The 12,218-nt window shown below is 64.9% G+C and carries 10 protein-coding genes; 4 read left to right on the forward strand and 6 right to left on the reverse strand.

Annotated elements, in window-relative coordinates:
- Positions 1-30: 30 nt before the first annotated feature.
- Together AC56LV_RS11190 and AC56LV_RS11195 are read right to left on the reverse strand one after the other, a co-directional pair.
- Positions 31-852: a DUF6624 domain-containing protein gene (locus AC56LV_RS11190; protein WP_499557631.1), complete on the reverse strand. Its 822-nt coding sequence runs from the start codon at positions 850-852 to the stop codon at positions 31-33.
- On the reverse strand, positions 849-2,108 hold the full coding sequence (locus AC56LV_RS11195) for a DUF2254 domain-containing protein (RefSeq protein ID WP_499558002.1): 1,260 nt from the start codon (positions 2,106-2,108) through the stop codon (positions 849-851). Before AC56LV_RS11195 ends, AC56LV_RS11190 begins: the two co-directional genes overlap by 4 nt.
- 204 nt (positions 2,109-2,312) lie before the next feature.
- Between AC56LV_RS11195 and AC56LV_RS11200 the strand changes: the two genes are divergently transcribed.
- The gene (locus tag AC56LV_RS11200; protein WP_499557633.1) at positions 2,313-3,689 is read left to right on the forward strand and encodes an MFS transporter; all 1,377 of its coding nucleotides are present in this window, start codon (positions 2,313-2,315) and stop codon (positions 3,687-3,689) included.
- Positions 3,686-6,064 carry a GH36-type glycosyl hydrolase domain-containing protein gene (locus AC56LV_RS11205; RefSeq protein WP_499557635.1) on the forward strand — a complete coding sequence of 793 codons (2,379 nt, stop codon included), beginning with the start codon at positions 3,686-3,688 and terminating at the stop codon, positions 6,062-6,064. Before AC56LV_RS11200 ends, AC56LV_RS11205 begins: the two co-directional genes overlap by 4 nt.
- A gap of 10 nt (positions 6,065-6,074) precedes the next feature.
- Here AC56LV_RS11205 and AC56LV_RS11210 read toward each other — a convergent pair whose 3' ends face one another.
- Together AC56LV_RS11210 and AC56LV_RS11215 are read right to left on the reverse strand one after the other, a co-directional pair.
- The gene (locus tag AC56LV_RS11210) at positions 6,075-7,856 is read right to left on the reverse strand and encodes a glycoside hydrolase family 16 protein (protein WP_499557637.1); all 1,782 of its coding nucleotides are present in this window, start codon (positions 7,854-7,856) and stop codon (positions 6,075-6,077) included.
- A 250-nt stretch (positions 7,857-8,106) separates the two neighbouring features.
- A complete protein-coding gene (locus tag AC56LV_RS11215) occupies positions 8,107-8,856 on the reverse strand; it encodes an SDR family NAD(P)-dependent oxidoreductase (protein ID WP_499557639.1) in 750 nt (249 codons plus the stop codon).
- 157 nt (positions 8,857-9,013) lie between these two features.
- Here AC56LV_RS11215 and AC56LV_RS11220 point away from each other — a divergent pair, with 157 nt between their 5' ends.
- Positions 9,014-9,940: an AraC family transcriptional regulator gene (locus tag AC56LV_RS11220; RefSeq protein WP_499557641.1), complete on the forward strand. Its 927-nt coding sequence runs from the start codon at positions 9,014-9,016 to the stop codon at positions 9,938-9,940.
- Here AC56LV_RS11220 and AC56LV_RS11225 read toward each other — a convergent pair.
- The gene (locus AC56LV_RS11225; protein WP_332531443.1) at positions 9,937-10,449 is read right to left on the reverse strand and encodes a gluconokinase; all 513 of its coding nucleotides are present in this window, start codon (positions 10,447-10,449) and stop codon (positions 9,937-9,939) included. The genes AC56LV_RS11220 and AC56LV_RS11225 overlap by 4 nt on opposite strands.
- 245 nt (positions 10,450-10,694) lie before the next feature.
- Between AC56LV_RS11225 and cynS the strand changes: the two genes are divergently transcribed.
- The gene (cynS, locus tag AC56LV_RS11230; RefSeq protein ID WP_499557643.1) at positions 10,695-11,144 is read left to right on the forward strand and encodes a cyanase; all 450 of its coding nucleotides are present in this window, start codon (positions 10,695-10,697) and stop codon (positions 11,142-11,144) included.
- Between the two features lie 6 nt (positions 11,145-11,150).
- Here the strand turns inward: cynS and gntR are convergent, their stop codons facing one another.
- Positions 11,151-12,173: an HTH-type transcriptional regulator GntR gene (gene gntR / locus AC56LV_RS11235; protein ID WP_499557645.1), complete on the reverse strand. Its 1,023-nt coding sequence runs from the start codon at positions 12,171-12,173 to the stop codon at positions 11,151-11,153.
- Positions 12,174-12,218: the final 45 nt, after the last annotated feature.

Genomic DNA, 12,218 nt, shown 5'->3' on the forward strand with positions numbered 1-12,218 from the left:
CTTGCATGACTTGGTAACAAGTTGTCGCGGCTATCTGCGTGGCAAGCCCATCTGCAAGCGGCGTTGCTCGAGGCGGTCCATGTTTTCGCTCGGGTAGGCCTCTCCCAGGCCATGTTCGCTCGGACGATACTGGGTGCCGTAGACCTGCTTCCTGCCTTCGTACACGAGAACCCGGTCGATCGAGGTCGCCAGGTTGTACGGCGCGATCTCGTGCCTGGCGGCGGCGTCCTGCATCAGCGCGAGCCACGGCTTCAAGCGCGCCAGCGGTGCGTGCTGCGCGATGAGCCAGGCGGCATTGGCAGCTTCCCAGCCGACCATCGACAATGTCGGCCAGCCATGAGTGGCGATAATCGCCGCCAGCCGCCGCTGACGCGCCTCATCACCCACCCGCAAGCGTTCGAGGGCGTCCGGATCATTCGGGCGCGCATGTTCGCCGCGCAATGCCTGATCGTCCCGGCCCAGCTCAAGCAGTTCGCGCGCAACTTCAGGCTGCGGCACCTGCCTCGCATACACCAGCAGCGGCAACGGCACAGTCACGTTGACATCCTCGACGACGAGCGGCATGGCTTCCCATTCGTGCTCGCCGACAAAGACCATGCACCGCGTGCCGGCAGGCAAATCGATGCGATAGCGCCTGCCCTCGACCTTGCCGAAGATGCGCGGGCGATCTGCGCAGCTGGCAAACGCCGCCAGTCGTGCAGGGAACACCTTGGTCGAACTGTGCAGCTCACCGGAAAAAGGCAGCATGCCGCCGGGTTCTGCTGCGCGCAGGCCGGTTGCCGGCATCAGCATCGCCGGCGCAAGACACCAGGCCAGGAGAACGCTGCGCAGCCTGCTGGCGCGGGCCCTCATGCCGGCCACCAATAATCAGCATGCCGGCGGCGCAGTTGCGCAAGATCCGGCGCGAAGTCCAGGGCTGCGGCCGACCGTGCCAGGGCCTCGTCGGCCTGGCGCTGCGCCACGGCGCGCAGGTGCGGATCGCCGCAGCGGCCCAGCTCGCCGCACACCCACTGCAGGTGCAGCGCGATTTCCAGCACCCCGGCGCCATCGCGGGCCAGCGGCGGGAAGATATCGTTGAACATGTCGTCCAGCGACAGCGGCGGCACCTCGACGCGGTCATGGTCTGGCTCGACGCCAAAATCCGGATGGGTCCACGCATCGAAGATCCGGTAGACCGCATTGAGCACGACAATGGCAGTGCCCGGATCGTTGATGCCGGGGGACAGCGCGCGGCTGCCGATTTCAGTCAGCACGACCAGCCCGAAGCCCGGGTCTTCGTCGAACTGGCGCAGCGGTCCAACCGTGAACGCCTTGGCAATCAGGTCCGGTTCAATCGTGCCGGCGTCTTCCCCATCGGGCAGCACGTACCCAATGGGGCGCGAGCAGACGATCAGCGCGCCAGGCGCGACGGCCAGCGTGATGCGCAGCTTGCGCTCGGCGGCGATGCGCTGCAGGGCATCCATGTCCACCCGCTGCAGGTAGCCGCTCGCCAGGCTGTGAAAGGCCAGGCCGGCCGGTGGCCCGAACGCCACCATGCCGCCCATGCAGGGCAACCGGGTGCGGCGCGCCATTGCTTCGGCGGCCGCCCGTTCGACCCGGGCAATCACCGCGCCCAGGCGGCCCAGACGCGCGATGCTGTCGACCCAGCGCACGAACACGAGCACGACGATCACCAGTGTGAGCAGGGTCAGCACGAACAGGGTGAAGCGGCCCGGCTTGCCAAAGTAATCGTTGGTCGTCGCGCTTAAACCAATGATGGCGAAAATAAAGGCGCCGACAAAGATCGACAGCGCGTTCTGCGAAACGTCATCGGCGATCACGAGTGGAAACGCGCGCTCGGTGGCCGACTGCCCGGTCGACGCATACGCGGCCACCATCGAGGCAACGGCAAACGTCGCGACGCCCAGCATGCTGGCAGCGATCACCTTGAGCAGGTCGACGATCGAGCCTTGCGCGATTTCCGGCACCTTCCAGTCGATCGGGATGCTGTCGACCAGGTGCGCCAGCGCCACGCCGGCAACGGAGAGAACGCAGGCGATCAGGGGCTTGACCCACAGGCGCTCGCGCAAGCGGTTCATCAGGAATTGCATCCGGGCCGGCAGGATCATGGTGGTCAATCGACTCCTCTAGTCAAAGCGTGGTATGGCAAGCTGCCCCGGCAGTGTAGAGCAATGATCAAAACCACCATATTTCAATACGGCGCGTCGGCACGCCGCAGTGTGTTGACACGCCATCCCGGCAGCGCCATACTTGCCCGATGTTAGCGTTATCAGTCAATGCTGGATCACCATAAAAATATCTGGAGACAATCAATGTTCAAGCGCGGGCCTGAGACACCTGTGGCGACGGGCGGCAACCTCGCCTGGCGAGAAAAAATCAGCTATGGCGTGGCCGACATGGGCTTCAATTTTTATTGGGCCAATATCGCCACCTTCCTGCTGATCTTTTATACCGACACCTTCGGCATCTCGGCGGCGCAGGCAGCCACCCTGCTCGCTTCGATCAAGCTGATCAACGCCTTCACCGACCCCGTGATCGGCGCCTTTGCCGACCGCACCAATACCCGCTTCGGCAAGTTCCGTCCCTATCTGATCTGGATGTCGATTCCGCTTGGCGCCGCGGCCGTGCTCACCTATACCACGCCCGACCTGGACGCCAACGGCAAGCTGCTGTGGGCCTACGGCAGTTATCTGGCGATGATGGTCTTCTACACCTGCGTGAACATTCCCTACAACGCGCTCTCCGGCGTGATCTCGAACGACCCGCAGGAGCGCTCGACGATCAACGGCCTGCGCTTCATCTTTGCCTTCGCCGGCAGCACGCTCGTCACAGCCGCCACACCGGCGATGGTGGCGTGGCTCGGCGCTGGCGACGATGTACGCGGCTGGCAGCTGACGATGCTCGCGTGGAGCGTGGCGGCATCGGTCATGTTCCTGATCACCTTCCTCAATACGCGCGAGCGCGTGCTGCCCCCGCCCGGCCAGAAGAACGACGTCTGGCGCGACATCCGCGACCTGGCGTCCAACCGGCCCTGGGTCGTGCTGTTCGTGCTGGCCCTGGTGATCATGGTGACGATCACGCTGCGCACCACGACCTCGGCCTACTACTTCAAGTACGTCGTTGGCCGCCCCGAGCTGATGGCGACCTTCGTGCCGACCTATATGGTGTTTGCCGCGATCGGCGCGGCCTGCACGCCGCTGCTCACCCGCTTCATCGACAAGAAGCTGCTGATGATCCTCTTGATGAGCTGCACCGCCGTGCTGTCGTCGCTGTTTTTCCTGATCCCGGCCGACCGGATCGACCTGATGTTCGTGCTGCAGGCAGGCCTGGGCTTCGTGCTCGGGCCCAAGTCGCCGCTGGCGTTCTCGATGTATGCCGACACCGCCGACTACAACGAATGGCGCACCGGCCGGCGCGCCACCGCGATGACCTTCGCTGCCGCGACCTTTTCGCAAAAGCTCGGCACCGCGGTGGCAGTCAGCGTCATCGGCGCCGTCTTCACCTGGCTCGGCTACGTGCCCAACGCGGCGCAGAGCGTCGGCTCGCAGGCCGGCATCGTCTGGCTGATGTCGTTCGTGCCGGCCGCCTTTGCGCTGGTGGCCGTGCTGGTGATGTGCTTGTATAACCTCGACGCCAAGGCCCTGGCGCGCATGGGCGCCGAACTGGCCGCGCGCAAGGCGGCGCCATGATTCCAATGGAGATTGCCCCGATGCTGTACCCGCAAGACGACCGCTATGTGCTCACCAGCCCGACCGCCATGCCGCAGGCAGGCGGCTTCCTGTGGAACCGCAGGATGATGATCCAGACGACCTGCCGCGGCTACGCCACCGCGCAGTTCATGCAGCCCGAACCCGGCAAGTACTCGCACGGCCCGAACATGGAAGCAAAATCGTTCATGCAGCCGGAGCAGAACTACTATGCCCACCATCCGGGCCGCTTCGTGTACGTGAAGGACGAAGACACGGGCGAACTGTTTTCGGCGCCGTACGAACCGGTGCGCGGCGGCCTTGATCGCTATGCGTTCTCGGTCGGGCGCACCGACCTGCAATGGACGATCGAAAAGCTGGGCATCCGCATCGGCCTGACACTCGCGCTGCCGGTCGACGACGTGGCCGAACTGTGGACGGTGGCCGTCACCAATCTGTCGGAGCGCCCGCGCCGCATCAGCATCTACCCGTACTTCACGGTCGGCTACATGTCGTGGATGAACCAGTCGGCCGAGTACCGGCATGACCTGGGCGGCATCGTCGCAACCTGCATCACGCCGTACCAGAAGCTGGATGACTTCTTCAAGAACCGCCTGCTGAAAGACCGCACGGTGCTGCTGTGCGAGCAAGCGCCCGACGCCTGGGAAACCGGGCAAAAGGTGTTCGAAGGCGAAGGCGGCCTGCATGCGCCATCGACGCTGGCGCACGCGCTGCTGCCCTGCGGCGACGCGCGCTACGAAACGCCAGCTGCCGTCGTCCAGTACCGCCTGGCCCTGGCGCCGGGCGAAGCTGCCACGCGCCGCCTGCTGTTCGGCCCCGCGTTCGACGATGCCGAGATTACCCTGCTGCGCCAGCGCTACCTGAGCGCGGAAGGTTTCGCCGCTGCCGCCCGCGACTACGCCGCCTACATCGCCGAGGGCGACGGCGTGCTGCAGATCGCCACGCCCGACCCCGAACTGGACAACTTCGTCAACACGTGGCTGGCACGCCAGGTGTATTACCACGGCGACGTCAATCGCCTCAGTACCGACCCGCAGACCCGCAACTACCTGCAAGACAATATGGGCATGGTGTTCGTCAAGCCGGCGGCTGCCCGTGCCGCCTTCCTGCACGCGCTGAGCCAGCAGGAAGCCAATGGCGCCATGCCGGACGGGATCCTGCTGTTCGAAGGCGCCGAACTCAAATACATCAACCAGATTCCGCATACCGACCATTGCGTCTGGCTGCCGGTGTGCCTGCAAGCCTACCTTGACGAAACGGGCGACGGTGCGATCCTCGACGTGGCGATCACTGCGCACGGCGGCGACGTCAAATCCGCGTTCGAGCGCATCTGCCTGGCGATGGACTGGCTCTTGCTGCGGCGCGATGCGCGGGGCCTCTCCTACATCGAACAGGGCGACTGGTGCGATCCGATGAACATGGTCGGCTACAAGGGCCGCGGCGTTTCGGGCTGGCTGACCGTGGCGGCCGCCTACGCGCTGAACCTGTGGGCCGATGTCTGCGCCGCGCGCAATGATAGAGCGATGCAGGCGCGCTACCGCGACGGCGCGGCCGCCATGAACGCGTCTGCCAATGCGCACCTGTGGGATGGCAGCTGGTTCGCACGCGGCATCACCGACGACGACGTCAAGTTCGGCGTGGCGGCCGATACCGAAGGCCGCATCTACCTGAACCCGCAAAGCTGGGCATTCCTGTCGGGCGCCGCAAACGACGCGCAGCGCGCGCAGATGCTGCCGGAGATCGAGGCGCAATTAAAGACGCCCTACGGCGTGCAGATGTTCGCCCCACCCTACAGCGCGATGCGCGAAGACATCGGACGCGTCACGCAAAAGCATCCCGGTTCGGCCGAGAATGGCGCGGTCTACAACCATGCTGCCGTGTTTTACATCTTCAGCCTGTACACGATCGGCGAGGCCGACCGCGCCTTCGACGCGCTGCGCAAGATGATTCCCGGTCCGGACCTGGCCGACTACCTGCAGCGCGGCCAGCTGCCGGTATTCATCCCGAACTACTACCGCGGCGCGTACCACGAGTATCCGCGCACGGCCGGGCGCTCGAGCCAGTTGTTCAACACGGGAACCGTGGCCTGGGTGTATCGCTGCCTGATCGAAGGCCTGTGTGGCTTGAAGGGTGATGCGAATGGCTTGACGGTCAATCCGCAACTGCCATCCGGCTGGCCCGGCATGACGGTCACGCGGCGCTTCCGCGGCGCGACGTTCGAGGTGGACATTCAGCGCGGCGCAGTCGAGCGCACGGTGGTGATCTGCGACGGTATTGAACTGGCTGCGGCCCGCGTCGCCAACATCGACGCGGGCCGCACGTATCGCTTGCAGGTAACCGTCCGCCAGGCGGACTGACCGGCAAGGTTTATTTCATGGTGAACGTCTGTGGCGCCGTGTCGACTGCAAAGTTACGCGCGGTGTCCCAGTACGTGAAGGTATAGCGCACGACATCGCCCGCCTTGAGTCCACCGGCCGTCAAGGTGTTCACGCCGCTGCGCAGCAACATGCGCACGTTCTCCTGCGCGCCGCCATTGACGGTGTAATGCACGTCGGCCCAGCCTTTGGTCATGGTGCGAAATTCCAGCGTCGTGGGGCCAGCCTGGCTTGCCGACGTCGTTGCAACTTGCGTCAGCATCCTGGTGGCCACATTGCCGCCCGCCTTCCACACGATATCGTCGATCGCGAACTGGAAACTGGACGCCGGCAGGCTGCCATCGATACTCGAGATCATGAAGACATCGAAAATCGACTGCGCCGCCACCAGGGGGCCGAGCAGCGTCGAGACGGGGATCGAGGCCTGCGCCCATTGCCCGTTGCGCACCAGGCCATACGCGGTGGTATTGGCCGGGAAGTTGATCCAGTTCTGGTTGGTATAGGTGTCGCCCACGCCAATCCGGAAGCCCACGTTGGCCGGAATCTTGATGCGGAAATTGACGACGCCGTTGGCCCGGTACGCACTCAGGTTGCGCGCCTGACGCGCCTGGATGCCGCCGCCGAACCACTGGCCCGGCGAGGTGTAGTTCCAGGCGATGACGTTGCTGCCTTCATATGGCGCCGTGTTGCCGGCGCCGGTGGATGCGGTATTCCACAGGTAGATGTCGGCGTTCGAGCCAGGCACCAGCTTGGCGTCGACCGCCGTGTTGTCGGTGAACACGCCGAACTTGCCCGCGACTTCGGGGGCAGTCTGGTCGCCCAGCTTGACCTGCCCCTTGCCATCGAGCTGGTACACGCGCACGTAGTCGACATACATCGTGCCCGGCAGCGGCGCCGTGACCTGGCTGGCATTGGCCGCATCGGTGAAGTTGCCGCCCACGGCCATGTTCAGCAGCAGGTAGAACGGCGCCTGCAGCGCGCTCGAATTGACCGCCAACGGCGCGTTGTACAGATTGTGCTCGACGCCATTGTCGACGACCGAGAAGCGCATCTGGCTCTCGGTCCAGTAGAAGCGGTAGGTGACGAAGCGATTCGCCAGCGACGTGGCCGACACGTGCCAGTTATCGGTCTGCCACGCGGTCGATGCGGCGCAGCTCTCGTTGCCAGGCACGCAGGCGGCCTGCTGCCAGGTGATCACGTTCGCGCCGACGAAATGGTTGGACGACGGCGCCCCGCCCTCGGCCCGCACCGCGGCCTTGTGCCCCATCTCCATGATATCGATCTCGCCGTTGCGCGGCCAGGTCTGGGGACTCACGCCCAGCATCCAGGCGGCCGGCCACAGGCCGGTGCCCAGGTTCGGCGTGGCCATGCGCACCTCGATCATCCCGTACTGCACCTGCACCTTGTTGCGGGTATCGAGCCGCGCCGACGTGAACAGATTGCTGCCCACGGTCTGGCTGCGCGCCTGGATCGCCAGCGCGCGCGTGCCCGATTCGAACGGCACGTTGGCAATACTGGCGTTATTCGGGCTGTAGGTCTGCAGTTCGGCATTGCCGTAGCCGCACAGGCCGATCTGGCAACCGTTCCCGTCCTGCAGGTTCCAGACGCCGGCATTCACGCTGGCGCCATTGAATTCTTCGGACCACAGCAGCTGGCCGATGACCGGGTTGGTGACGCTGGCGGTGGCTTGCGCGCTCCACGCCAGCGCAAGGCCGGCGGCAAGCAGCTGGAAAGGCTTCCATTTGGATCGGTGTTGCTGGGGTAGGTGACTCACGTTGACTCCTCTTTTCTCTCGACAAGAAAATGTGGCCGTGCCGGATTGCCGTGCCACACGCCGCCAACTTTGCGTTGGTCTCGAATGGTTTGCTGCGGAATACGGGCTTGGAAACGTTTCCAAAACGATATGAAAAATATAGTCCGATTTTGGGGAGGCGTCAACAGATCTATATCTCGCGCACCGGGTTATCCGATGCGCATGATTTGGTGGAGGCTCCGCTGGCGGGGCAAAGCCTGATAGCCCGAGCCTAGTAGCCCACACCGCGCACGCCGCCGGCAGCGCGCAGCGATTCGCCGGTGACCCAGTGCGCGTCGCCCGAGGCCAGGAACACGGCCACCGGCGCGATGTCTTCCGGCTCGCCGAAGCGGCCGAGCGGCGTCCCGGCAATCAGCATCTTGCCGAAATCACCGTCAAAGTTGCCGGCGGTGGCGGGCGTGTTCGTGTGGCCCGGCAGGATCGCATTGACGCGGATGCCGCGCGGTCCCAGTTCACGCGCCAGCGCAAACGTCATCGTATCGACGGCGCCCTTGGTGGCGGCGTACACGCTCGATGCCAGGTAGGGATCGGTGCTCAGGATCGAGCCGATGTTGATGATGCTGCCGCCATCCTTGAACACCTTGAGTGCTTCACGAATCGCCAGAAAATAGCCAAGCACGTTGACATTGAACTGCTTGTGGAACGCGTCCTCGGTCATCTCGGCCACCATCTCGAAGACGGCCACGCCGGCATTGTTGACGAGGATGTCGAGCGTGCCGTAATCGGCTTTCACGCGCTCGAACAGGCCCGCCACCTCGGCTGCCTTGCTCATGTCGGCCTGCAGCGCGACTGCCTTGCCGCCGGCTGCCTCGATCGAGGCGACCACCGCATCGGCGCCCGCCTTGCTGCTGGCGTAGTTCACGATGACGGTGGCGCCCTGGGCGCCGAATGCGCGGGCAATGCCAGCGCCGATGCCGCTCGATGCGCCGGTGACGACGGCGATTTTATTGGTCAGTTTCATGGTGGGTCCTTGGTCGATGTGTCCCGAAGCCCAGTGGCTCCGGCGACAAGGACGATGCTACGCAGGCGCGGCGTGCGCCACATGCCGGTTCTTCGCGCATGCTTGCCTATTCTTCTCAAAGCCCGTTTCGCCGGCGTGGCCGGTGCTATATTCGGGCATGGATAAAGCGATCACCGATGCGACAGGCAAAGCAGGCGACGTATCGATGGATGCGCTGCGCGCCATTGCGATGAGCGCGGGCGATACCTGGACCGCGACCGGTCTGCCGCGGGTGGCGATGGTGCGCGCCGAAGCGTGTTCGAACCAGGTCTACGGCCCGATGCTGCACCTGGTGCTGCAAGGGTCAAAGAGCCTGTCCATCGGTGGCCAGGTCGTGCACATCGAGGCGCCCGGCTACTTCGTCGTGCCCGTGGCATTGCCGGCGCTCGGCCAGGTCACTGCGCAATCGGGCACGGCGCCGTATCTCGCCGTGAGCCTGGCGCTGGACCCGGCCATCATTGCCGCCATGCTGGCCGGCCTGCCCGCTGCCGGCAAGGTTCAGCATGGTGCCGACGTCGGCGTGGCGCAGGCGGGCCCGGATCTGATCGATGCCTGGCTGCGCATGATGCAGCTGGTCGCGCGGCCGGACGACGTGGCGATGATGGCGCCGCTGATCGAGCGCGAAATCCTGTTTCGCGTGCTCCAGGGACCGCATGGCAATTTGCTGCGCCAGATCGCGCACGCCGACAGTCGCCTGTCGCAGGTGCGCCGCGCGATCGACTGGATTCGCGAACACATGGCGCAGCCGCTGCGCGTTGGCCCCCTGGCGGCGCTGGCCGGGATGAGCGTCGCGGCCTTCTATCGCCACTTCAAGGCGGTCACCGCGATGACGCCGATTCAGTACCAGAAAAGCCTGCGCCTGCTGAAGGCGCGCCGGCTGCTGCTGTTCGAGCCGTTCGATGCGGCGTCGGTGGCATTCACGGTCGGCTACGAAAGCGCATCGCAGTTCAGCCGCGAGTATGCCCGCATGTTTGGCCTGCCACCGATGCGCGACGTGGCCCGCTTCAGGACGCCGGCACAGAGTGCGCCGGCAGGCAGCGCCTAGGCGCGGGCGAGGATCTGCGCCACCAGCTGCGCCGGCGTGTCGCGGATGTCGAGCGTGATGCCCGCTTCGTCCGGCTGCAGCGGTTCGAGCGTTGCCAGCTGGCTGTCGAGCAGCGATGGCGGCATGTAGTGGCCGGGGCGGTTGCTGACACGCTCGGCCAGCAGGCTGCGCTCGCCAGCCAGGTGCACGAAGCGCACATCGCCGCCGGCGCCCCGCAGCAGGTCGCGGTAGCTGCGCTTGAGCGACGAGCATGACAGCACCGCCCCGCCCTCGCGCCGTGCCAGCAGGTCACGCAGCGTCACGAGCCAGTCGTGGCGGTCGTCGTCGGTCAGCGGCGTACCGGCCGACATCCGTGCGATGTTCACATCGGAGTGGTACGCATCGCCCTCGATGAATTCCACGCCGAGCTGGTTGCCCAGGCGCGCGCCGATCTGGCTCTTGCCGCAGCCGCTCACGCCCATGATGACCCAGGCCGTTCCCTTGTTATCGCTCGTTGGTTCTGTCGTCATTGCCTTATGTTACCGCTAACAAACATACCGCGATTGTGCGCGCCCCGCCTGGAAATGTAAACCCACAGGCCATGCACCCATTTCGGGCGACTGCGCCTGCGCAGTGCGCATTTCGCTGACATGCTGCTGGCTTCTTGCTGGCGCGGCATGCCCGGTGTGTCTGCTTCGTCGATTTCATGCATGGCACGCGCCTTGCTGAGACAAAGCGTGAGCACCCACCTTCCCCACTTTCTGGAGCAGCCAACATGATTTCATGCCGTGAAGATGTCACCAAACTGATCGTATCCGCGAAAGTCCGCAAGGGCATCAAGTGGCGCGACGTGACCGAGGTCACGGGCCTGTCGAAGGAATGGACCACCGCCGCCTGCCTGGGCCAGATGACGCTGACCAAACCCCAGGCCGAAGCAGTCGGCAAGCTGTTCGAGCTGTCCGACGAAGCGATCGCCTGGCTGCAGATCGTGCCGTACAAAGGCTCGCTGCCGACGGCCGTGCCGACCGATCCGCTGATCTACCGCTGGTATGAACTGGTCAGCGTGTACGGCACGACGATCAAGGAGCTGATCCACGAAGAATTCGGCGATGGCATCATGAGCGCCATCGATTTTTCGATGGATATCCAGCGCACCGAAGACCCGAAAGGCGACCGCGTGAACGTGGTCTTGTCGGGCAAATTCCTGCCCTACAAAACCTACTGATCCCGCTTAGGCACTCTCGCGGTCGCGCAGCGTGAAGCCAAGGTCGATGCGCCGCTCGGCCGGCTCTTCGCCCTTGATCACCTGCAGCAGCAGGCCGGCCGCTTCGAAGCCGATCTGGTAGCGCGGCGTGTCGACCGTCGTCAGTGACGGCATCATCCAGGCCGACGCGGGCAAGTCATTGAAGCCGCATACCGCGATGTCCTGCGGGATGCGGATGCCTTGCCGCTGGCAGTGGAACACGGCGCCGTGGGCCAGGTCGTCGTTGCAGCAAAAGACGGCGTCGCAGTCGGGCCGCAGCGCCATCAGCTGCGCCATCAGGCCGGCGCCCAGCGCGATCGTCGAGCGCTCGGGCACCATCAGCTCGAGGCCAGGATCGGCCAGGCCTGCCGCCGCCATCGCGGCGCGGTAGCCGTCGGCGCGGCGCAGCGTGCGCTCGTCGAGCTGCGCGCCGATGAAGCCGATGCGTGTGTAGCCCTTGGCGATCAGGTGGCGCGTCATGGCCATACCGGCCTCGTACTGCGAAAAGCCGACCGACAGCACGGCCGGATCATCGGACAGGTCCATCATGGCCACTGCCGGCACCTTCGATGCCGCCAGCATCTTGGCCACGGCGGGGCTCCTCACCTGGCTCGAGAACAAGATGCCGTCGGGGTTCGACTGCAGATAGGTGCGCAGCAGCTTTTCTTCTTCGAGCTGCGAATAATAGGTATTGCCGATCAGGAGCTGGTACTGGCCAGGGGCCACGGCGTCGTGGATGCCCTCAAGGACGGCGGTGAACACGGCATTCGACAGCGACGGCACCAGCACCACGATCACGTGCGACTGCGACGACGCCAGCGCCCGCGCGGCGCGATTGGGCACGTAACCCAGTTCGGCCACGGCATGTTCGACCTTGATGCGCGTGGCCTCGGACACCAGCTTCGGCTGGCTCAGTGCGCGCGACGCGGTCATGATCGACACGCCAGCCATACCCGCGACCTGCTCGAGCGTCACCCGCCCCGTTCCCCTACCCCGGCTTGTCTTGTCCATGCTGTTCCCGTGATATTTACGCAATGGCCATTCTATCAACGCAAC

The sequence above is a fragment of the Telluria sp. RB2R28 genome, assembly GCF_059685835.1.